The sequence below is a fragment of the Pseudomonas sp. JQ36 genome (genome assembly GCF_053851495.1).
In genome coordinates this window covers 3,263,956-3,285,847 of the sequence record NZ_CM132642.1, presented here as the reverse complement: position 1 = coordinate 3,285,847, position 21,892 = coordinate 3,263,956, and the positions used below count along the sequence as shown (strand labels likewise).

20 protein-coding genes and 2 pseudogenes are annotated in these 21,892 nt (G+C 60.2%); 8 read left to right on the top strand and 14 right to left on the bottom strand.

Annotation, left to right across the window (positions count from 1 at the left end; genetic code table 11):
• Positions 1–80 precede the first annotated feature (80 nt).
• Complete coding sequence (locus tag ACS4NR_RS14750; RefSeq protein ID WP_095137092.1) at positions 81–977, top strand: LysR family transcriptional regulator; 897 nt, start codon at positions 81–83, stop codon at positions 975–977.
• Positions 978–1,097: 120 nt separating this feature from the next.
• Here the strand turns inward: ACS4NR_RS14750 and ACS4NR_RS14745 are convergent, their stop codons facing one another.
• Entirely contained in the window at positions 1,098–2,714 is a 1,617-nt protein-coding gene (locus tag ACS4NR_RS14745; protein WP_095137093.1) for an inorganic phosphate transporter, read from the bottom strand.
• A gap of 917 nt (positions 2,715–3,631) precedes the next feature.
• Entirely contained in the window at positions 3,632–4,654 is a 1,023-nt protein-coding gene (locus tag ACS4NR_RS14740; RefSeq protein ID WP_047599633.1) for a transporter, read from the bottom strand.
• A gap of 510 nt (positions 4,655–5,164) precedes the next feature.
• Here ACS4NR_RS14740 and ACS4NR_RS14735 point away from each other — a divergent pair.
• Complete coding sequence (locus ACS4NR_RS14735) at positions 5,165–5,611, top strand: hypothetical protein (RefSeq protein ID WP_456017759.1); 447 nt, start codon at positions 5,165–5,167, stop codon at positions 5,609–5,611.
• Between the two features lie 126 nt (positions 5,612–5,737).
• On the opposite strand, the gene ACS4NR_RS14730 is transcribed toward ACS4NR_RS14735, so the two are convergent.
• The 3 genes from ACS4NR_RS14730 to ACS4NR_RS14720 all read right to left on the bottom strand — a co-directional run bounded on the left by ACS4NR_RS14730 (position 5,738) and on the right by ACS4NR_RS14720 (position 8,643).
• Positions 5,738–6,913 carry a GAF domain-containing sensor histidine kinase gene (locus tag ACS4NR_RS14730; RefSeq protein WP_456017758.1) on the bottom strand — a complete coding sequence of 392 codons (1,176 nt, stop codon included), beginning with the start codon at positions 6,911–6,913 and terminating at the stop codon, positions 5,738–5,740.
• Positions 6,914–7,074: 161 nt separating this feature from the next.
• A complete protein-coding gene (locus ACS4NR_RS14725; protein WP_007917758.1) occupies positions 7,075–7,380 on the bottom strand; it encodes a PepSY domain-containing protein in 306 nt (101 codons plus the stop codon).
• Between the two features lie 138 nt (positions 7,381–7,518).
• Positions 7,519–8,643 carry a glycerophosphodiester phosphodiesterase gene (locus ACS4NR_RS14720; RefSeq protein WP_095137097.1) on the bottom strand — a complete coding sequence of 375 codons (1,125 nt, stop codon included), beginning with the start codon at positions 8,641–8,643 and terminating at the stop codon, positions 7,519–7,521.
• 222 nt (positions 8,644–8,865) lie between these two features.
• Here ACS4NR_RS14720 and ACS4NR_RS14715 point away from each other — a divergent pair, with 222 nt between their 5' ends.
• Entirely contained in the window at positions 8,866–9,192 is a 327-nt protein-coding gene (locus ACS4NR_RS14715) for a DUF2025 family protein (protein WP_095137098.1), read from the top strand.
• 196 nt (positions 9,193–9,388) lie between these two features.
• Here the strand turns inward: ACS4NR_RS14715 and ACS4NR_RS14710 are convergent, their stop codons facing one another.
• Positions 9,389–9,703: an antibiotic biosynthesis monooxygenase family protein gene (locus ACS4NR_RS14710; RefSeq protein WP_204895083.1), complete on the bottom strand. Its 315-nt coding sequence runs from the start codon at positions 9,701–9,703 to the stop codon at positions 9,389–9,391.
• The gene (locus ACS4NR_RS14705) at positions 9,700–10,401 is read right to left on the bottom strand and encodes a CTP synthase C-terminal region-related (seleno)protein (protein ID WP_456017757.1); all 702 of its coding nucleotides are present in this window, start codon (positions 10,399–10,401) and stop codon (positions 9,700–9,702) included. The genes ACS4NR_RS14710 and ACS4NR_RS14705 overlap by 4 nt, the downstream gene beginning before the upstream one ends.
• 52 nt (positions 10,402–10,453) lie before the next feature.
• Here ACS4NR_RS14705 and ACS4NR_RS14700 point away from each other — a divergent pair, with 52 nt between their 5' ends.
• Positions 10,454–11,395 carry a LysR family transcriptional regulator gene (locus ACS4NR_RS14700; protein WP_456020392.1) on the top strand — a complete coding sequence of 314 codons (942 nt, stop codon included), beginning with the start codon at positions 10,454–10,456 and terminating at the stop codon, positions 11,393–11,395.
• On the opposite strand, the gene ACS4NR_RS14695 is transcribed toward ACS4NR_RS14700, so the two are convergent.
• The 5 genes and pseudogenes from ACS4NR_RS14695 to ACS4NR_RS14675 form a co-directional block, all read right to left on the bottom strand.
• Positions 11,396–11,929, bottom strand: a complete 534-nt coding sequence (locus ACS4NR_RS14695; protein WP_456017756.1) for a DUF1003 domain-containing protein — start codon at positions 11,927–11,929, stop codon at positions 11,396–11,398. It abuts the gene before it with no gap.
• 186 nt (positions 11,930–12,115) lie between these two features.
• Positions 12,116–12,553, bottom strand: a pseudogene (locus ACS4NR_RS14690) (methyl-accepting chemotaxis protein); the annotation flags it as partial.
• A 108-nt stretch (positions 12,554–12,661) separates the two neighbouring features.
• Positions 12,662–13,345 (bottom strand): annotated as a pseudogene (locus tag ACS4NR_RS14685) (PAS domain-containing protein); the annotation flags it as partial.
• 288 nt (positions 13,346–13,633) lie between these two features.
• Positions 13,634–14,683: a diguanylate cyclase gene (locus tag ACS4NR_RS14680; protein ID WP_456020391.1), complete on the bottom strand. Its 1,050-nt coding sequence runs from the start codon at positions 14,681–14,683 to the stop codon at positions 13,634–13,636.
• 156 nt (positions 14,684–14,839) lie between these two features.
• The gene (locus ACS4NR_RS14675) at positions 14,840–15,448 is read right to left on the bottom strand and encodes a TetR/AcrR family transcriptional regulator (protein ID WP_456017755.1); all 609 of its coding nucleotides are present in this window, start codon (positions 15,446–15,448) and stop codon (positions 14,840–14,842) included.
• Positions 15,449–15,664: 216 nt separating this feature from the next.
• Here ACS4NR_RS14675 and ACS4NR_RS14670 point away from each other — a divergent pair, with 216 nt between their 5' ends.
• Positions 15,665–16,720: an MBL fold metallo-hydrolase gene (locus tag ACS4NR_RS14670; protein ID WP_456017754.1), complete on the top strand. Its 1,056-nt coding sequence runs from the start codon at positions 15,665–15,667 to the stop codon at positions 16,718–16,720.
• Between the two features lie 290 nt (positions 16,721–17,010).
• A complete protein-coding gene (locus ACS4NR_RS14665) occupies positions 17,011–18,528 on the top strand; it encodes an amidase family protein (RefSeq protein WP_456017753.1) in 1,518 nt (505 codons plus the stop codon).
• Positions 18,529–18,537: 9 nt separating this feature from the next.
• Here ACS4NR_RS14665 and ACS4NR_RS14660 read toward each other — a convergent pair whose 3' ends face one another.
• Together ACS4NR_RS14660 and ACS4NR_RS14655 are read right to left on the bottom strand one after the other, a co-directional pair.
• Complete coding sequence (locus ACS4NR_RS14660) at positions 18,538–18,846, bottom strand: XRE family transcriptional regulator (protein ID WP_456017752.1); 309 nt, start codon at positions 18,844–18,846, stop codon at positions 18,538–18,540.
• Between the two features lie 93 nt (positions 18,847–18,939).
• On the bottom strand, positions 18,940–19,707 hold the full coding sequence (locus tag ACS4NR_RS14655) for an AraC family transcriptional regulator (RefSeq protein WP_456017751.1): 768 nt from the start codon (positions 19,705–19,707) through the stop codon (positions 18,940–18,942).
• A gap of 112 nt (positions 19,708–19,819) precedes the next feature.
• On the opposite strand from ACS4NR_RS14655, the gene ACS4NR_RS14650 reads away from it, so the two are divergent.
• Both ACS4NR_RS14650 and ACS4NR_RS14645 read left to right on the top strand, forming a co-directional pair.
• Entirely contained in the window at positions 19,820–20,635 is an 816-nt protein-coding gene (locus tag ACS4NR_RS14650; RefSeq protein WP_456017750.1) for a sulfite exporter TauE/SafE family protein, read from the top strand.
• A 63-nt stretch (positions 20,636–20,698) separates the two neighbouring features.
• Complete coding sequence (locus tag ACS4NR_RS14645) at positions 20,699–21,889, top strand: hypothetical protein (protein ID WP_456017749.1); 1,191 nt, start codon at positions 20,699–20,701, stop codon at positions 21,887–21,889.
• Positions 21,890–21,892: the final 3 nt, after the last annotated feature.

Sequence of the window (21,892 nt, the reverse complement as noted above, 5' to 3'; positions counted from 1 at the left end):
TATTTATCCGCCATGGGGTGATAAACAGACTGAAAGCGGAATCACTGGTCGGCTCAGTCGAACAATCAACGGGTGTCCTCATGAACAAACTGGAACTGCTGCGCACCTTCGTCCGGGTCAGCGAATTGTCGAGTTTCACCCTGGCCGGCGAGAGTCTCGGGTTACCGCGCTCGACGGTTTCCGAACACGTCCAGGCCTTGGAAACCCTGCTCGGCACCCGCCTGCTGCAACGCACCACACGTAAGGTGCAGGCGACGCAGGACGGCCTGGTGCTGTACGAACGCAGCAAGGATCTGCTGTCACACATGGACGAGATCGAGGGGCTGTTCCGGCAGGATCCGGCGTCGCTGAGCGGGCGGATTCGCGTCGACATGCCGAACATCCTCGCGCGGCGCCTGATCATGCCGCTGCTGCCGGAGTTCATGGCGCGCCACCCGAATCTGCAGCTGGAAATCAGCAGCACCGACCGCCGCGTCGATCTGCTCAGCGAGGGCTTTGATTGTGTGGTGCGCATTGGCGCGCAGCCGGATCAGTCGGTGGTGGCGCGGCACTTGGGCGACTTCCCGATGATCAACTGTGCCAGCCCCGCGTACCTCGAGCGCTATGGTGTGCCGCAGACCCTGGAAGATCTGGCGCAGCATCGACTGGTGCATTACGTCGGCGTGCTCGGTTCGCGCTCGGAAGGGTTTGTGTATGAACAGGATGGACAGGTGCGGCGCCTGCCGATGGCTGGCAGCGTCACGGTCAACAGCACCGATGCTTACGAGTCGGCGTGCCTGGGTGGCTTTGGTCTGATCCAGGTGCCGCGCACCGGCATGCAACCGCACCTCGAAACTGGCGAGTTGGTGACTGTGCTGCCGCAGTTCACCGCGCCGGCGATGGGCATTTCAATCCTGTATGCGCGGCAACGGCATTTGCCGCTGCGGGTGCGGGTGTTCATGGAGTGGTTGGGCGATGTCATCCGTTCGACGTTGTAACTTGCCGCAGATCAACTGTAGGAGTGAGCCTGCTCGCGATGGCGTGCTGTCAGTCGATGCAGATGTGACTGAAGCGCCGCTATCGCGAGCAGGCTCACTCCTACAGGGGGGCCGGGTTGTTCAGAAGATCTGGGTGAACAGCCAGTACAGGCTGCCTGACAGCAGAATCGCAGCCGGCAAGGTCAGCACCCACGCCATCAGCAGGTTGCGGATGGTCTTCATCTGCAGCCCGCCGCCATTGGCGACCATGGTCCCGGCCACACCCGATGACAGCACATGGGTAGTCGACACCGGCAAACCAAACATGTCCGCCGCGCCGATGGTCAGCATCGCCACGGTTTCCGCCGAGGCGCCTTGGGCGTAGGTCAGGTGGGTTTTGCCGATCTTCTCGCCGACCGTCACCACAATTCGTTTCCAGCCAACCATGGTGCCGAGGCCCAGGGCGATGGCCACGGCGATCTTCACCCACAGCGGAATGAAGCGCGTGGCGTTGTCGATCTGCTGCTTGAACAGTTGCAGTTTGTCAGTGGTGTCAGCGTCGAAATTGCCGACCTTGTTCTTGTCCATCAGGCGAATGCTTTCGCTGGCCAGGTACATGTCGTTACGCACGTTGCCCATGGCTTCGGCCGGGACTTTCGACAGCGAACCATAGCCTTTCACCTCCGCGCCAATGTGTCCGGTGAGGGCAGCGAGGGCGGGGATCAGTTGCGGCGTGGCTTGCTTGCTGCGCACGTAATCCGACAGCACCGGACGCGGATCGGCCGGGGCCGGCAGCGGGGTGTTTTTCACCAGCGCTTGCTGGGTGACTTCGGCGACGGCAGCGAACTGCAACGCCTGATCGGCCGGCATGGTGCGGTTCAACGCGTAAGCCATCGGCAAGGTGCCAACCAGAATCAGCATGATCAGGCCCATGCCTTTCTGCCCGTCGTTGGAGCCGTGGGCGAAAGACACACCGGTGCAGGTGGCGATCAGCAAACCGCGAATCCACCACGGTGGCGGGTTGTTGCCTTCCGGCGCTTTGTACAGCGCGCGATTCTTGATGAAGGCGCGCATGGCCAGCAGCAACAGCGCCGCGCAGCCGAAGCCCACCAGTGGCGACAGCAGCAAGGCGTAACCGATCTTGGTCGCCTGCGCCCAGTCCACGCCGCTGGTGCCGTCGCGTCCGTGCATCAAGGCATTGGCCACGCCGACGCCGATGATCGAACCGATCAGGGTGTGGGATGAGGAGGCCGGCAGGCCCAACCACCAGGTACCGAGGTTCCACAGAATCGCCGCGATCAACAGGGCGAAGATCATCGCGAACCCGGCGGACGAACCGACCTGCAGAATCAGCTCCACCGGCAGCAGGGCGATGATGCCGAACGCCACCGCGCCACTGGACAGCAGCACCCCGAGGAAATTGAAGAACCCCGACCAGACCACCGCCACATTCGGCGGCAGCGAGTGGGTGTAGATCACCGTCGCGACCGCGTTGGCGGTGTCGTGGAACCCGTTGACGAACTCGAAGCCCAGCGCAATCAGCAGCGCTACGCCGAGCAGCAGGAACGGGGTCCAGGTGGTGACGGTGGTGCCCAGTTCATGCATGTCGTGCATCAAGCTGTAAGCGGTGAACAGCATCCCCATCGCGAGCACCGCGAAGAACACCACGTAAGTGAATGGTCCGGGTTTTTTATCGAGTGCCGGGCGGCCGCCGTGGGCGGACGTGGGGCGGGCGGCGGTCAGGGAGGGAGTAGCCATGAGCGGACAATCCTGAGCGAGGGAAGGAATGTCGGTCATGATCATTGCAGAATGTTACAGAGAGACTGCGACAGGTCAGTGTTTGGCGGATTAGCTCACCGCTGATCTGAAGGCTGATGAAGATCTTAATGTGGGAGCGGGCTTGCTCGCGAATGCGGTCTGTCATTCAGCGATGATGTTGGCTGACCTGACGCCTTCGGGAGCAAGCCCCCTCCCACAGGAGGTGGCCGTGAATGAAGTATTTTGGCTGGTCGCGATCCGGGGTGGGAGCGGGCTTGCTCGCGAACGCGGTCTGTCATTCAGCGATGATGTTGGCTGACCTGACGCCTTCGGGAGCAAGCCCCCTCCCACAGGAGATGAGCAGTGAATGAAATATTTGGGCTGGTCGCGATCCGGGGTGGGAGCGGGCTTGCTCGCGAATGCGATCTGTCATTCAGCGATGATGTTGGCTGACCTGACGCCTTCGGGAGCAAGCCCCCTCCCACAGGAGAGGGGCCGTGAATGAAGTATTTTGGCTGGTCGCGATCCGGGGTGGGAGCGGGCTTGCTCGCGAATGCGATCTGTCATTCAGCGATGATGTTGGCTGACCTGACGCCTTCGGGAGCAAGCCCCCTCCCACAGGAGGTGGCCGTGAATGAAGTATTTTGGCTGGTCGCGATCCGGGGTGGGAGCGGGCTTGCTCGCGAATGCGGTCTGTCATTCAGCGATGATGTTGGCTGACCTGACGCCTTCGGGAGCAAGCCCCCTCCCACAGGAGATGGGCCGTGAATGAAGTATTTTGGCTGGTCGCGATCCGGGGTGGGAGCGGGCTTGCTCGCGAACGCGGTCTGTCATTCAGCGATGATGTTGGCTGACCTGACGCCTTCGGGAGCAAGCCCCCTCCCACAGAGATCTGTGGTGAACACATAAATCAGGGGTCAATAATCCCCACGCTTGCGAAACGCCCAGCGCCCGGCAATCACGGTAAACGTCGCCACCAGCGCCACCAGAATCCAGAACCCCTCCGGATCCGTTGCCAGCGGCACTCCCCCCACGTTCATGCCGAAGAAACCGGCGATGATGTTGATCGGCAGCGCCAGCACCGTGACCACGGTCAGGGTGAACAGGGTGCGGTTGCTCTGTTCGTTGAGGTTGGCGGCGATTTCTTCCTGGAGCAGTTTGATCCGCTCGCCGAGGGCGGTGAGGTCGTTGATGATCAGCGCGAACTCCTCGGTGGATTTGCGCAGCTCCTTGACGTCCTCCTTCTGCAGCCACGGCGGCGGACGATTGAGCAGGCGCAGCAAGGATCCCGGTTCCAGCGCCAACAGCCGTTGCAGGCGCACCAGCACCCGACGGTTGGCGCCAAGTTCGGCGCGGTTTGTCGACAGGCGCGAGGAGAGCAATTCGTCCTCGACCTGATCGACGCTCATGCTGGTCTTGCGCACGATCTGCGTCAGCACTTCGCCCTGATCACGCAACAAATGCACCAGCAGTTCCGACGGCGAGCGAAAGCATTCGCCGGCCTTCACCGACGAACGCAATTTGTCCACCGAGTGCAGCGGTTGCAGGCGTGCGCTGACGATCAGTTTGCTGCGCACGCAAACCCACAGCGTCGACACGTCCGAGGAAACCATGCTGCTGAGGTTGAACACCACGTCGTTGACCACCGCCAGCAACGCCGAGTCAACGTGCTCGATGCGCGTCGAACGCGAACCTTCGTGCAGCGCTTCGAAAAACTCTTCGGGCAATTGCAGATGACTTTTCATCCAGCGCTCGCACGCGGCGTGCGCCAGGTTCAGGTGCAGCCAGAGGAATTCATCACTGTCGCTGTCGTCTTGCAGACAACGCAGGGCGGTCGCCGAATCGACTTCGCGGCCACGTTCACCGGGACGAAAACGAAAGCCGTAAAGCAAACCGAACAAATCAGGATCGCGATGACTGATGTCGAGGCTGTGGTTCATGGAGGCTCGCTGCGAGGAGGGGGCGCCGGTCGCGGAATGGCAGGTTCACTGAGCCGCATCATCGCAACCGCATGTGACGTTGGCGTGACTGCAAAATGACAGCGATCCGGATCGCCCACTGGTAACCCTGTGGGAGGGGGCTTGCTCCCGAATGCGGATGATCATTGAGTGATGATGTGGATGACACGCCGCTTTCGCGAGCAAGCCCGCTCCCACCCTGGGCCAGGGTCGATCACATTCTGTTAATTCACCTGTCAATGGTCGGATTTTCTTCAAGAAGCGCTCTGGTACGCCGATCACGCTTGGTTACATTAGTCATGCAGAGCGCATTCACAGCATCACCCAGATGCGTGGTGAGATTGCCATTGCCGCCACGGTGATCCGTCGCCTGAGCGCCTGACGTCAGCCGACGTGTACCGATTCGGATACCGAGTCGGTACACAGTCGATCTCAAATCCGTGCGACTGCCGCCGATGGCCGGTTATCTATAACCGGCATTGGAGCCAGCCCATGGTCAGCATCACCTCCGTTTCGATCAATCAGACCGTCAGCACCGCCACCAGCAAAACCAGGATCAGCGACGCCAGTGACGACACCTCGACCACTGCAGCCAGCAGCACTGGCGTCAGCGCCGATACCAGTAAAGTGGCGGCCGGCGGTGGCGCGGCTCCGGCAGGCGACAGCAGTTCCGACAGCAGCGCTGAATCTGATTCGGTGAAAGCACTGCGCAAGCAGATCGCCGAGCTGCAAAAGCAACTGCAGGAACAGCAGCAGGCACTGCAAGCGGCTCAGGCCAAGCAGGAAGACGCTGATGCCAAAGCGGCTGACGTGGCCTCCGCCGAGTCGCAAATCTCCAGCACCTCGGCTTCGTTGCAGACGGCGACGGCGGCGTTGTTGCAGGCGTTGCAGGATTCCGGATCGAGCAGCTCGGGGGCGTTGGTCAGCACTTCGGCTTAAGCATCACCGCAGTGCTTTTGTGGGAGCGGGCTTGCTCGCGAATGCGGTGTTTCAGTCACCGAAAATATTGACTGACAAGACGCCTTCGCGAGCAAGCTCGCTCCCACAGGGGAACTGTGGTGTGTTTCAGGCAGTGGGCAGGCTGAAGGTGAACAGCGTGCCGCTCTGCGCGGTGGACGCCACATGCAAATGCCCGCCGTGGGACTGGGCGATCTGGCTGGCGATATACAGCCCCAGACCGAGCCCGGCCTGGGGCGCGCTGCCGGTCGGGCGCGAGTAAGGCTGGAACAGATGCGGCAGAATCGCCTCGGGGATATGCCCCTGGTTTTTCACTGCCAGCATCAACGCACCGTGCTCAACCTGGGCAATCACTTCGATATCCCCATCCGGGTCGCCATGGGCCACGGCATTGGCCAACAGGTTCGACAGCAGTTGAGCGATCCGCGCCCGGTCACAGGGCACGCCCCGCAAATCGCCGATGGACGCATGAATCGTGCGCTGCGGATGCACGTTGCGAATCTCCGTCACCACTTGCTGCACGGCTTCGGTCAAATCCGCGCAGGGCTGGATATCCACTGGAATACCCTTGCCCAATCGCCCGCGAGCAAAGTCGAGCACATCATCCACCAACCGCGTCGCCCGTTGCGCACTGCCAAGGATGTTGCGTACCCGCACTTCGATGGCCGGATCCGGATGCTTGCGCAGGAGCATTTCGGCACCGGCGCTGATGGCGAACAACGGGTTGCGCAAGTCGTGGCCGAGCACGGCAATGAACTGTTCGCGCAACTCGGCGGTTTCGCGCTCCTGCAACAACGCCGTTTCGGTGCGCTGCGCGTTTTCCTCGGCTTCAATCTGCAACGCGAGCATCCGCGCGAACGACTCCATGGTGCTCTGGATGCTGCTGGACTTGAGCTCTGCCGGGTTCGGATCGAGCGCGCAGATCGTGCCGAAAAACCGTCCGTCAGTGCGGAACACCGGCACCGAGATATAGCTCTCGAACTTGTACAGGCGCGGGGTGTGATGATCGCGGTAGAGCGGGTCTTCACTGGCCTTGTCGATCACCACCGAGGTGTGCGCAGCACGGATTTCGTGGCACAGCGTGGTGACCAGATCCAGCTCGCCACCGACCTGCAGGCCGAAATCCAGTTGATCGAGGACGGCGCAGGCTGTCCACGAATCCTCGGTAACCCGCGCCACGGCGGCAAAGCGCAGGCCGGTCAGTTCGCGGATCACTTGAAGAATCGCCGGAACCGCGCTGATCCGTCCGATTGTCGCGATGTCTGCTGCCGCTGTCTGCCCCATGCCCATCGTTCTCGGCTGCAATCGTTTATCTGATGGTCGCCATACTAGCGGTCTGATGGCTGTTTTGGCATCCCTTCAGGCTGCATCCGCGTGATTCGCCGGGCTACGGACGCAAAAAAGCCGCACGATCGCTGATCGTGCGGCTTTGTTTTGGCGGTGTATCAGGTGTCTTGCTTGTTGCTCAGGACTTTGCCGGTGGTGGCATCGAAATCGACGTCGAACTCTTTGCCATCGGCGGTTTTCAGCTCGACTTCGTACTCGTAACCGTTGAAGTGGTTATCCAGATCGGTGTCGGTGATGGTTGCACCTGGGTGCAGTTTCAGCGCTTCGGCGTTCATCGACTCCAGCGACTTGATCTTGCCGGATTTGACCAGCTCAGGGATCTGGTCGACGCGGACATCAGCCTGGGCCAGGCCAGCAGTCAGGGTCAGGGCAGCGGCGGTAAACAGGGCAGTCAAAGTTTTCATCGGCTCATTCCTTGGGTTGTTCGTTGAAGTGGGCTCAGGTTAACCACCACAACTTAACTCACCCTTAAAACCCCAGATCGCGGGCAAGACTCTTGTAGGAGTGAGCCTGCTCGCGATGCGGACAACCCGGTCTGCCGATCAGAACCCGTTGTTTTTCAACACCTGATCCACACTGGCTGGCGCCGGACGCTTGTAGAACTTCAACAGCTCACTGGCACGGTTGGTGAAGATGCCATCAACGCCGGCCGCCATGACTTTCTCGAAGTCCACCGGCTCATCGACGGTGTAGACGTGCACCAGCATGCCCTGATCATGGGTGTACTGGTTCATCCACGGTTGCACCAGATCCGAGTAGCTCTGGTCGCCGCCCTTGGTCAGCTTGGCCGAAGGGCCGGTGCCGATGGCGCCGTGAGCCTTGGCGAAATCCACCCATTGCTTGAATTCGGCTTCGGATTTCGGCTCCTGCTTGCCGTAGAAAACGTTCTTGTCCTTCTCGCCGGATTCGGCAAAGGTCACTTTGGATTTCGGCTCGATGCTGCCTTCGCCGACCCACAGCAACAGGATTTTCGGCACTTGCGGCATTTCCTTCTGCAGCAGTTCGAGGCTGTTCTTCTCGAAAGTCTGCAGGATTACCTTGCCTTTGCCCTGACCGACGGCCAGCTCGCTCTTGGCCAGTTTCGAACCGGCCGGACTCAGCCAGCCGCGATCCTGCAGCTTCTCTTTCAGGTCATGCTCGATCCCTGGAAACAGCTGCGGCTCCTTGGTTTCGATGTACAGGCCCGGTTTGTGTTTCGGGTTGGCCTGGGCGATGTCGATGATTTCATCGAGGGTGAGGATTTTCAGCCCGGCATAGGTCGGACGCGCGCGATCCGGGTAAGCCTTGTTGTACCAGCTGCCGGCGTCGAGGGTTTTCAGTTCGGCCATGGTGAAGGCGGTGGCCGGGCTGTCTTTGCGCTCCGGGAACTTGGTCGCGACGTCGGTGGTGCGTTGCAGGTTGTTGTCGTGCAGGGCAAACAGCACGCCGTCCTTGCTGCGCTGCAAATCCATTTCCAGGTAGTCGGCGCCGAGGTCGCGGGCCAGTTTGTAGGAGGCAGCGGTGGACTCCGGAGCATCGAAGGACGCGCCACGGTGCGCGATCACGGCTGGATGCGGGATGCCATGGGCGGCGGCCAGTGCGTTGACGTCAGTCTGGGCGGCGTGGGCCTGGCCGAGACCGAGCAGCAGGCTCAGCATGAGGGCGCTTTTGGTGAAAGTGGCGGGCATGTTCGAGTTCCTTTCGCAGGGCATTTTCAAAGACGTACCTTTTAACAACTGAATCGATTGGGTGCTATCGCCAGACCGACATAAACGTATTAAAAGCGATTTTTCCTGCACTTTTGTGGCGCGGTTTGCAGTACGCTTGCCCTCGGCAGACGCTCCGGCAGAGGGCGCGCCGATTCTGTTGCCCTGCGTGTAAACCATCGATGATTTTTCGTGAGGTTTACCATGCGCATCACTTCCCAACTCATCTGTCAGGCCGCCGATGACCTCAAGGGTTTTGTCGGCCTCAACCGCAAGACCGGCCAGTACATCGTGCGTTTCAGCGAAGATTCGTTCGGCATGGACGTGGCGGATGACGGCATTATTCCTGTGAATGAATTCGTCTGGGCGCCGGCCTCTGAGACGACCATGACCTTGAAGCGCGAGCTGATTCAGTTGTTGCTGGATCAGAACATTGACGACCGGATCAACATCAGCGAGCCGCTGCGGGTGTACATGAGCAAGGTTGAGGTGCCGGAGATTGTGGCGGTGCGCAGTCTGGTGAAGGGTTGAAGTTTTTGTATTGACGGTACTGGCCTCTTCGCGGGCAAGCCCGCTCCCACATTGGATCTGTGGCGTTCACGAATTCCTGTGGGAGCTGGCTTGCCAGCGATGAGGCCAGTGAGAACACAACCAAATTCAAAGCCCAAACGCTGTACCTGTGGGAGCGGGCTTGCTCGCGAAGAGGCCAGTCAGCGCGCCGCCATCGTCACTGCCCAAACCGATACTCCCGCTCCACCCGACACACCCGCGTCTGAAACTTCGAATACCACTGCGCCCGCCCGCGCGCCTGAATCACCCGGTGCTCGGGATGTTCGCGCCAGGCCAGAATTGCCGCTTCGCTCTGCCAGTACGAAATGGTGATCCCGACCCCGTCTTCCCCGCGAATCGAATCAATGCCGAGAAACCCCGGTTGCTGGCTGACCAGCTCCATCATCCGTTCCGACGCCGCCGCATAACCGTTGTCACCCTCGGTGCGGGTAGAGGTGAAAATCACCGCAAAGCAAGGCTGGTTCGGCTTCATGGGCGTCGCACCGCACACGCTTCGACAAACGCCCGCACCAGTGGCGGGATGTTGCCCTTGAGCGCTGCGCGTTCCGGTTGAAACAGCGTGGCGACAAAAAACACATGGTCAGTCAATTCGATCGCGCGCAAGTCACCAGCCGAATCATGCCCCACGGCGCGTAGCTGATGAGTCAGCAATTCTTTTTCGAACTGCGGATTCACCCCGAATCGGCAGCGATAGCCTTCAAGAATTTCGGACGTTTCGTAGGCCTTGGCGATCAACGAACCGGCGACCAGATGAATGCTGTCCACCGCCTCCACCATTGAACAGCTCAGCGGCGTGAGCACGGCTCGCGGCGAATCCGGCGATGTTTCGCCATGCTCGGCATCGGCCCAGCCCAGCACGTTGCGGGAAAATTCCAGCAGTGCATGCTGAAAACCACCGCAGGTGCCGAGGAAAGGGCGCTGCTGTTCGCGGGCAAAACGAATGGCCCTGAGTGCACCAGCCTCGTTTCTGTAGGGGCTGCCCGGAACGCACCAGAAACCGTCGAAGTGATCCAGCGCAGCGTCGGTGTGAATCTGCTCGGTGGGCAGCCATTCGAATTGCACATTGTGGCCGGACTGCTCGGCGATCATGCCGAGGGCAACGGGCATCGCCTGGTGGGCGGTGACTTGCGGGTCTTGATCGCCGATCAGGGCGATGGAAATGGCGTCCATGGGATTTCCTTGATTTGAGTGAGTGATGAACCTCTGGGGGAGGGGTCTGCAGTTGTCGATCACCGGGGCTCACTATAGATTGGCGTTCACGCACTCAATATTGGCGTTTCCCCAAGTGATCAATGCAGCCACGCACTATCGACTCGACTACCCCGATCTGGCGCTGATCCTCGCTCTGGTGCGCGGCGGCTCTCTGGCCCGGGCTTCGCAGCTTCTCAAAGTAGACGTGTCGACGGTGTTTCGCGCGGTGCGGCGGCTGGAGTCAGCGCTTGGTCAGCAATTGTTCGAAAAGAGTCGCGCCGGTTACCTGCCCACCACCCTCGCGCAGACCCTCGCCGAGCAGGCCGAACGCGCCGAGCAGGCACTGGAAGCGGCGCGGATTGGTGTCGAGCAGGGCGGTGAAGTGGTCAGCGGCACGGTACGCCTGACGTGTACCGATTCGGTGCTGCAAGGGCTGTTGTTGCCGGCGCTGGCGCAGTTCATGCCGAACTACCCGGCGTTGACCCTCGAACTGAGCACCTCCAACGATTTCGCCAACCTCAGCCGCCGCGATGCTGACATCGCCCTGCGCTTGACGCGTACACCGCCGGAGCATCTGGTCGGACGGCAACTGGCGAAGATTTCCTACCGGGTCTGCGCCAGTGCGCGTTACCTGCAAAGCGTCGATTCGACGGACCTGGCAGGGCTGACCTGGATCGCTCCGGATGAGTTTTTGCCGGATCACCCGACCGTCGCCTGGCGCCGCCAGCAGTTGCCCGGCGTGACCCCGGCTTATCGCTGCAACAGCATGCTGTCGGTGACTGAACTGGTGCGCGGCGGACTCGGGGTGGCGGCGTTGCCGGACTTTCTGATCTGCGAAGATTTGCAGGCCCTCAGCGAACCGCTGCACGGCTACGACACCGCGCTGTGGCTGCTGACCCGCCCTGATTGTCGGGCGTTGCGCTCGGTGGTCACGCTGTTCGATGAACTGGGGCGGGCACTGCGGTTGCCGTGATCAGCGTTGCGGGTTCTGGCAGATGTGCGCATGCAGTTCGCGGGTCAGGCCTTCGATGCGTTCGGTCAGGCTCTTGGTCATTTCGGTGAGGCGGGTGTTCTGTTCCAGCAGTTCGAGCAATTGCGCGGTGGTCTGCGCCGCTTGGGCCTGGCGCTCACTGTTGGCCACCGCCAGCGCTTCACGGTGTTGCGCGTCGGCGTCCGATTGCGCCTTGTCCCGCGCGGCTTGCCGGGTTTGTGCCAGCAGAATCAGTGGCGCGGCATAAGCCGATTGCAGGCTGAACGCGAGGTTCAGCAGAATGAACGGGTACACGTCGAAAGTGGTGATACCCGTCGCATTGAGGCACACCCACAACAGCACGATCAGGGTTTGTGCGCCAAGAAAGGTCGGCGTGCCGAAGAACCGCGCGAAGGCCTCGGCGCGCAAGGCGAACGTGTCGTTGCCGAAGGTGGTGTTGAGGTGGGCGTGGGGGCGGTGGAAGCGCAGGTGGTCGACGGGGGCGGGCGCAGGGACGTCGGGTTTTTTTGTGGTCATGATGGGCTCGGCAGGACTTGGGACTGAGGGTCACTATAGTCCTGCATCGAGGCTAATGGCCCTTTCGCGGGCAAGCCCGCTCCCACAGGGATTGAGTCGATCACTTATCTTGTGATCAACCCAGAACCTGTGGGAGCGGGCTTGCTCGCGAAAGCCGCGACGCGGTCCAACGGCCCGACATATCGATCAGCCCGGCGCCCGCTCATTGGCAAACATGCTCACCGCCTGCACCGCTTCACTGGCGCCATCGCGGATCTGCAGAATCACGCTGCCAGCCTGATCCGCCAGTTCAACGCCCTGCGCCGCCCGCCCGCGTGTGCCTTCCATGCTCTTGATCGCCTGACGGGTTTCGCTCTGGATCAGGCCGATCATGTTGGAAATCTCCGCCGTCGAACCGCTGGTGCGCGCCGCCAGTTGCCGCACTTCGTCCGCCACCACGGCAAACCCGCGACCCTGATCCCCGGCACGCGCCGCTTCAATCGCTGCGTTGAGCGCCAGCAGATTAGTCTGGTCGGCAATCGCGCGGATGGTGTTGACGATCGCGGTGATCTGCTCCGAGCGTTCGCCGAGTTGCGCGATCAGCGTTGATGACTGCGCGATGTCGTCAGCGATTTCGCGCATCTCGCTGGCCGCCTGCTGGATCACCTGAGTGCCTTGCTCGGCGACTTTCCGGGTTTCCACGGAGATGTGATAAGCGGCGCTGGCGCTGCGCGCATCGTGCTCGTGCTGCTCGACCCGGGCGGTGACGTCCGTGGCGAATTTCACCACTTTGCACAAACGCCCGGCAGCGTCGTACACCGGGTTGTAGTTGGCCTCCAGCCACACACTCTGGCCGCGTTTGTCGACGCGTTCAAACTGACCTTGAAACAGCTCACCCTGATTCAGCCGCCGCCAGAAATCCTCGTAAGCGCTGCTGTTGACCAGCTCCGCCCGGCAGAACAAGCGGTGATGTTTACCCTTGAGTTCAGCGAGCGTGTAACCCATGCGTGTCAGAAAATTCTGGTTGGCCGTGAGAATGCCGCCGTTGAGGTCGAATTCGATCACCGCCATCGCCCGGTCAATCGCCTGCAGCTTGGCATTGGCCTCGCTTTCCTGCTGGACCTTGGTCGTCACGTCCATGGCGAATTTGACCACTTTGACCACGCGCCCTGACGCATCCTTGATCGGGTTGTAATTGGCTTCCAGCCAGACCGGCTGGCCCTGGCTGTTGATCCGCTCGAAGGTGCCGGACTGGAACTGACCGTTTTTCAGGCGCGACCAAAGCTCGGTGTATTGCGCGCTGCGACCAAACTCCGGGGTACAGAACAAGCGATGAGGCTGGCCGATCACCTGTTCGGCGCGGTAACCCATGGTTTTCAGGAAGTTGTCATTGGCTTTTAACACCACGCCTTCAAGATCGAACTCGATCACCGCCATGGAGCGATTGATCGCTTCAAGCAGGCCATTCTGTTCGGTGATGGTGTGTTGAAGGTCGTTGAGTTCGGACTGGTGGCGTTTGAAAAACATAGGGGCAGTACCTGGAAGTAGGGAAAGACGAGGTTTGTGTCCCTGTTTCCGCGCTGGCAGAGCAAATGCTGGATGAGCATTTGCAATTGACTGCAAAGTGCCAGCATCCAGGCTGACGAGGCGATCTTATACAAACTGCTTTGAGTTGTACAAGAAATTGCGAATCAGTTTTTTCAATGCTGAAAGGTTGGCGTCTTCTTAGCCCGGACTGCTCAGCGCCACGCTGATGGTGTTGCGCCCGGTGTGTTTGGCGGTGTACAGCGCTTTGTCGGCATCATCCAGCCAGGCAACCGCGTCGCTGTACGTCGGCTGAAACCGGGCCAGACCAATACTCAGGCTGACGCGCAGCTCTGGCACATCCGGGTGCCGATATTGGTCCAGCGCCTGACGCAATCGTTCCATTTGCGCCTCGGCTTTATTGAGTGGCTGGTCGGGCAGGATCAGGCAAAACTCGTCGCCGCCATAACGGCCGGCCCGTTCACCCTCGGCCAGCAGTCCCTTGAGTGCCTGGCTCAGCTCACGCAGCACGGCGTCGCCAACGATGTGCCCATAGTTGTCGTTGATGGTCTTGAAATGATCGATGTCGATCAGCGCCAGAATGTCCTGGGTGTGGTTTTGCTGGCACAGCATGAAATGCGTGTGCAGCAGATCCTTCCAGGCGCCGTGATTGAGCAGCCCGGTGAGGCTGTCGGTGCGGCTCAGGTCTCTGAGTGCACGTTTGTGTTGTGCAAGTTTGATCGCCAGTTGGTAGCTGACCATGCCCAGGGCCAGTGGATACAAGGTGAGCATCGGCAGACAGGCCCAGACCTGGATCTGCGTCATCGTCGGACTGAACTTGAAGCCGAACAGTAACCAGCCCAGCAGCACGCCGGCGACTTGGGCCAGGGCACCGAGCAGGAACAGACGTCGTCCACCGGCGGCGACATTGTTCATGGTCATCATCGACAGAATGGTCACGGTGGTCAGCGGATTGAACTGAAAGCACGCGGTCCAGAAACCCCCGCACAACGAGTCGTACAACAGGTTGCGGCGTTCGGCGTGGTAGGGGAAGGTCGAGCGGGTCGAAACCTGATAGGCCAGATGCGGCCAGATAAAACCGTTGAACACCAGCAGCGCCCAGAGCCAGTTCGGCATGTGCAACGGATACAACGCGGCCGCGACGCTGAAAAAGCCGACGCCCAGACCGATGATCCTGGGCAGATAAATGCGTCTGGCGAATGACAAGCCTTTGCCGCGTTGATTTTCCATGATGTCCTGCGCCAGATTCATCCTGAAATACTTTGAAGTGTTTTTTCAGGTTGACCGTTCGTCGGTAAATTGTCGGACATTGTCATTTATTCCACCGGGAATAATCAGTGTCCTTCCGAGCCATTTAATCGTGGCGGGGCGCAGGAGAGGGCCGGTTTAGAGCTGGTATCTGGCCAGAAACATCTCCATGGCCGACTCGGCCACGGCTTTCTGCGTGTCTGCGTCCAGCGGCGGCAGGCCCATGGAAATCTGCGGCCAGAAACCGAACGATTTCAACAGACCTTGCACCTGCTGTGCAGCGAATTCTGCGTTCACGGTTTTCAGCCGACCATCCGCCAGCGCAGCGCGAATCCACACCGTCAGGCCTTCTTCGCGCTCGCCCATGCGCGCCACCATGTCCTGCGCGCGCTCCGGGGAATGGATGGTGGCGGCAATCGCCACCCGCGCCAGTCCGAGGAAGTTGTCATCGGCCATCATCTGCAGTTTAGCCAGCAACATGGGCAGCAGTTGCTCGCGCAGCGGTTGATCCGCGCGATAGGTCACGGCTTGCTCGTCTGTAATCCGTGCCCAGAGTTGGTTGAGAATTTCAGCGAACAGCTCTTCCTTGCTGGGAAAATGGTTGTACACCGTGCGCTTCGACACCCCGGCGGTGGCCGCGATCCTGTCCATGCTGGTGACCTCGAACCCGTTGGCACGGAATTCGGCAATCGCCGCCTGAATAATGGCTTCGCGTTTGCGGTCAGTAAGGCGCTGTGGAGCTGTCATAAGTACGCTTCGGCAGAGGAGAGGTGGAATTACACTTGGCAGTTTACTTGTCATCGCGTTTCATGCAACCTAGAAACTACACCGCCCAGTGTAATGTTGCGTTAATCCGCGCAACCTAAAAACCAGAAAGTTCGGCTGATGCGTGCGTGCCTTGGCCATTTATCGTCTCACCGTGAAAAACTGCGAATCGCGCGGTTTTTCTGGAGTCTCTCAGTCATGGCCAATCCAGATTTGTCTGCGGATCAAACTTCCACGCCTGAAGCCTCGCGCCAGGATCAAGGGCTGTTCCGTAACCATGCGCCGGTACAGCGCGAAGGTGGGCGCAAGATGCTGCGGATCATGTGGAACATGATCTTCAACAAACCGCGCAATACCCGTCCCGCCGCTGCAATCCCGGTGCAACCGCTGACCCGTGAAGACCTGCTGGCAGCACCGAATCACAGTGTTTACCGCCTCGGTCACTCGACCCTGCTGCTGAAGTTGCGCGACAAATTCTGGATCACCGATCCGGTCTTCGCCGAGCGTGCGTCGCCGGTGCAATGGGCCGGCCCGAAACGCTTTCACCAGCCGCCGATCAGCATCGACCAGTTGCCACCGATCGAAGCGGTGATCCTGTCGCACAACCACTACGACCACCTCGATTACCAGGCGGTACTGAAACTGGCGGCCAAGACCACCTACTTCCTGACCCCGCTGGGCGTCGGCGACACCCTGATCAAATGGGGCATCGATGCCAGTAAAGTTCGCCAGTACGACTGGTGGCAGGGCACCGAAATCGCCGGCATTCGCTTCGTCGCCACCCCATCGCAACACTTCTCCGGCCGCGGCCTGTTCGACAGCAACAACACCCTGTGGGCCTCGTGGGTGATGATCGACGGCGACACGCGAATCTTCTTCAGTGGCGACAGCGGCTACTTCGACGGCTTCAAACGCATCGGCGAACAGTATGGCCCATTCGACCTGACCCTGATGGAAACCGGCGCCTACAACGTCGAATGGCCACACGTGCACATGCAACCCGAAGAAACCCTGCAGGCGCACCTCGACCTCAAGGGCCGCTGGCTGTTTCCGATCCACAACGGCACCTTCGACCTGGCGATGCACGCCTGGCATGAACCGTTTGACCGGATTCTGGCGCTGGCCTGGGAGCGTAGTGTTTCGATCACCACGCCGCAAATGGGCGAGGCGTTCAACCTGGCGCAGCCGCAGCGCGGAAGTGCATGGTGGTTGGCGGTTGAAGGCGAGACTGAAGCGGTGGTGCAGGGCGCCTGACGACCTGTCGCCTGCCGAGTCAGGAAAACACCACTCAATACGCCCTTCTTTCCGTGATCGAGGGGCTGGCTTCACCACACCTCACTGGCGGGCTAAGAGTAAGTTCAGTGGTGGTTGAATCTGGAAGAAGATGTGTAAGAAAAAGCCTCCGCCCCGTGTGGCGACTACAAGTCAGGCTGATTTTTCCTACTGATGATTGTCCTTGTGCTGACAGCTCTTTCTGACGGTGTCGGTAGGCTGTGTCGCGAGTGAATGACTCACTCGCTTTTTTTCATACAAGGACGATCCCGATGAAACATCCCTTCAAACGCCGTATGAACACGCTGGCGCAAGCCATCCTGATTTCGCTGACAGCCACAACTATCGCCAACGCCGCCACGGCAAATGCCGCGCTCGAATACGCCAGCGTCACTGAACTCGGCGGCCTGATGGCGAACAATGAGCTGACCTCTGTCGCGCTGGTTGAGCATCTCACCCAGCGAATTGCTGACCTGGACAAACAAGGCCCGGCCCTTCACGCCGTCATCGAGCTCAACCCGCAAGCCCTCGACATTGCCAGGGCGCTGGACGAAGAACGTGCAGAAGGTCGGACGCGGGGGGCACTGCATGGGATTCCCGTGCTGCTAAAAGACAACTTCGATACCGCCGACGGCCTGCAAACCAGTGCGGGTTCTTTAGCGATGGTCGGTCAGCCGCCTGCCAATGATGCTTTTGTGGTTAGACAATTGAGGGATGCCGTCGCGATTGTGTTGGGCAAAACCAACATGAGTGAGTGGGCTTACGTGCGAGACATGGATCTGCCGCATGGTTGGAGTGGCCGCGGTGGCCAAGGGAAAAACCCACACCTGTCGAGTCAAAGCACCTGCGGCTCCAGCTCCGGTTCCGCCTCTGCTGTGGCAGCAGGTTTTGCGCCGCTGTCCCTGGGCACTGAAACCAATGGTTCGATCACTTGCCCGGCATCGGCCAACGGTGTGGTTGGCGTGAAACCAACTCTGGGTTTGTTAAGCCGATCCGGGATCGTGCCGATCACTCGTCTGCAAGACACTCCGGGTACCCTCAGCCGCACCGTTCGCGATGCGGCGCTGACGTTCAACGTCATGCAAGGTGTCGATGCTGCAGACTCCGCCACTTCGGGCGCACCCACAGGTATCGATTACACGGCGTTGCTGTCCAACGATGCCCTGCAAGACAAACGCATCGGTTATCCCGTTGCCTACGTCGGCACCAACGGTATGCCTCTGACACCTGGCGTTGAGTTTCTGGCGGCCATGGACACACTGCAGAAACAAGGCGCCACGATCGTGCCAGTGACTGTTCGCTTGCCGGACATCGATGGCTACATCCCAGGGTTGATGGGTGGGATGAAACACGAATTGCCCGAATACTTTGCCAGTCGTCCCGACCTGCCAATCCAGTCACTGCAAGCGTTGATCGACTTCAACAAAACCGATCCCGGCAAAGAGGATCACGGACAGGCCATGCTTGAAGCGATCAACGATCTGGACATGACGCATGATCAGGCAAGCGCTTCGCTCGCAGCCATCAGCGAAAAATTCAAAGACGCCATTGACGAGAAACTGCAGGAGCACAACCTCGACGCAATGGTTGCTGACGCCGATGGTTACTCGCAGTTCGCCGCCGCCGTCGCCGGCTACCCCGCGATTACCTTGCCGTCGGGCATGGACGATGACGGGCTACCGACCTCCGTGTTCTTTTTCGGCAAACCATGGAGCGAGCCGCAATTATTCGCCATGGCCTACAGCTATGAACAAGCCTCGGCCGAGCTGCGGCACCCTGCGTTCAAGTAATCATTCCACCTAAGCAAAATCCCCGCGCTCTACAACGTTCTGCTGCATGGCCTGGGGATTCAATTTGCGACCCGGCGCAAACCCGGGAAAGAACACCAGCCCCTGCGCCTCAAACCGATAAGCCAGCGCCAGCCGCGCTGCGTCAGCCACGTCCTGCTGCGCTTCAAACCGCTGAATGTCGTCCACCGCAACCTCCGCCTCGCGCGACAGCTGTTCCACGCTCCAGCCCAGCATCGCTCGGGCCTGGAGGCAGTGCGTCGGGGTGAACTGGAAAAGGGCAATGCGTTCGAGGATGTGGTTCATCGCAAGAGAGGCCATGGTGTGCTCCGGGCTCAAGAGTGCTGATTGAAAATGTACTGTGTTTTTGTACAGTTGTTTTCGGCCCGGATCAAACGCATTTTTTGATTTGCCCTATTTCGCCGCCTCCAACCAGACGGACGGTGCCTGTCCGAGGATGCGCCGGAACATCGTCGAGAACGCCGCCGGGCTCTCATAACCGAAGTCCAGGGCGATCCGCGTCACCGCCTCACCGGCGGCCAACCGCGCCAGCGCCAGCACCACGCAAGCCTGTTGCCGCCATTGGCTGAAGCTCAACCCGGTCTGCTGCCGAAACAGTCTGTTGAAGGTGCGCAAGCTTATGTGCAACTGCTCGGCCCAGTGTTGTGGCGACTGATGGGCGTTGGGTTGATGCAGAAAGGTCTGACACAAAGCCAGGAGCTTTCCGTCAGTCGGCAACGGAATGTGCAAGGGCAGGGGCGCACTCCGCGCCAGTTCATGCAGGAGCAGGTCGATCAGTACGCCGTCGCGACGGTCGAGGTCATAAACCAGCGGCACTTCCACCGCTTCCATCAACAAGTGCCGCATCAACGGCGAAACGCTGATCACCTGGCAGCGCCCGCCCAAGTCCACCGCCCCCGGCTCGATGTACAAACTGCGCGTACTCACGCCGAGCATCAGCACCTCATGTGCCACTCCCGGCGGAATCCACACCGCTCGTTGCGGCGGCACAACCCAATTGCCGTCATGAGTACGAACCTGCATCACCCCAGTCGCGCCGTACAACAACTGCGCCCGCCGGTGTGTATGAAATGGCAACAGATGGCCGTGGGAATAATCCGTACCGATCGCCACCACCGGGCGCGGCGTGTCATCCAGCAGATTGATCGAAACATTGCGCATCGAGCGTTTCCCGGCAGTTGGCGTAAACGCAAACATTATTGGCTGAGTTGCTGAAGCAGGCCAAGCCGCGTCGCTCTATCGTCGACCGCTCCCCATCACCGGAAGACGCGCCGTGTTCTACCTCCTGCTAACCCTGTTCGGCTGTATGACCGGCATCACCGCCGTGCTCTCCGGCTTCGGCGGCGGCTTCGTCGTCGTGCCGTTGCTGTACCGCATGCTCAGCGCCAGCCACGGCGCCGACGACCCCATCGGCCAATCGGCGATGCACATCGCCGTCGCCACCTCGACCTGCGTGATGATTGTCAACGCCCTGATCGCCACCGACAAACACCGCCGCGCCGGCAACCTGATCCGGCATTACCTGTGGCCGCTCGGCGGCTTCATCGCCTTGGGCGCGATCATCGGCGCAATAGCCGCGGTGTGGGTCAGCGGCGAGGTCATCCGCTACGCCTTCATCGCCTACCTCGGCCTGACCATCATCGACTGCCTGCTCAGACGCGGCTTCCTCACCCGCAGCGAAGGCGTCATCCCACGCGGTTTGGATCGCAAGGAAATATCTGTCGGCGGTGTAGGCATCGGCGCCATTGCCACGTTCCTTGGTGTAGGAGGAAGCGTCATGACCGTGCCGCTCCTGCGCCGCTGCGGACTGAGCATGTCCCAAGCCACGTCCATGGCGAACCCGTTGAGCGTGCCGGTGGCGGTGGCCGGGACGCTGACGTATATGGCGCTGGCTGGTTTCAGCGAGACGGATCTGGGCGCATGGTTTGTCGGGTATGTGAATTTGCTGGCGTTTGCAGTGCTGACGCTGGGGTCGTTGGTCGGGATTCGAATGGCCACGCCGTGGATCGGGCGGCTACCGGATCGGGTGCATGCTTGGGTGTACATCGCACTGCTGATCATCGTGATGCTGGGCATGCTGCTCAAGTAGAGCCTCGATTCCTGCGCGCATCCTCTGCATACTCCGCAGCCTCATTCATTCAGGGATCGATCCATGCTCAAGGGACTGCTGCGCCTGGCGCCATACGCTGCGGCGCTGTTCACACTGATTTCCACCGCCCATGCCGAGGAGGGCCGGCGCGTGTTCACCGGCACGCTGGGCAAGATGCCGATTGTGGTGGAGCTCAACACCACGCAGCAGGACGAAGTTACCGGCCGCTACTTCTACGAGAAGTATCACCGCGACCTGGAGCTCAGTGGCTCGCTCCAAGACAGCACGTTGAACCTCGTCGAAGGCAACAACCGCTATGGCGACGACAAACCGTTGCCAACCTTGAAGCTGGAAGAAACTGCCAATGGCTGGCAGGGTGAATGGCAAAGTCCGCAGGGAAAGAAACTGCCGGTTAAACTTGCAGAGGCCAGACTTCCCGCGCCAACGTCAGCAACTTTGCCGTTCATTGCCGCGCTGCCATACGACGAGCCTTACGAGTATCTGCGCCTGCTGGGAATCAAACTGAAACCGGCGAAGAAAGAAAACTTCATGGGCTACGACCTGCAATGGTGGACGGAGCCTGAGACAAAAATCTCGCTGTTCAGCGTGGAGTCCGGACTGTCGAAAGATGATCAGCAACGGGTAAACCAGCAGTTGCTCGGGCGACTCTGGAATGAGGTCATCAGTTACCACAGCTGCCAGCTGCGGGGCGGAGAAAACGTCGAATTCATGCAGCAGGCAGAACCGAAAATGATCTCGCCAGCCGTGGTCAGCCTGAACATCTCCACCAGCTACTACTGCGGCGGCGCGCATCCGGATTTCGGTGATTCCCCGCTCAACATCGACGTGAAAACCGGCCACCCACTGTCGCTTGAAGATGTGCTGTGGGTCGGTGAAGGCAAACCATTGCTACACGCCGAGCGCGACAGCCTGGGCGACAAACCGCTGAGCGAGGCGGAGAGTGACGCGCGTTATCGGTATATCAGCAAAGAGTTGGTGCCTTGGGTCATCAAGGAATTCACTGCCTTGTACCCCACGGAAATGAAGAAACCGGCGCAAGATGACGACTGTGATTTCACAGATGAAAGCATCTGGGGAACTACGCCGTGGTACTTCACTGATAAGGGCCTGTACCTGGGCGCCTACTTCGCTCGAGCACAACGCTCTTGCGACAGGCCAGACTGGTCGATCCTGCCGTACTCCGTCGTCAACCAACACCCAGGCGCGGTCGAACTTCAACTGCCCAAAGGCTAGCCA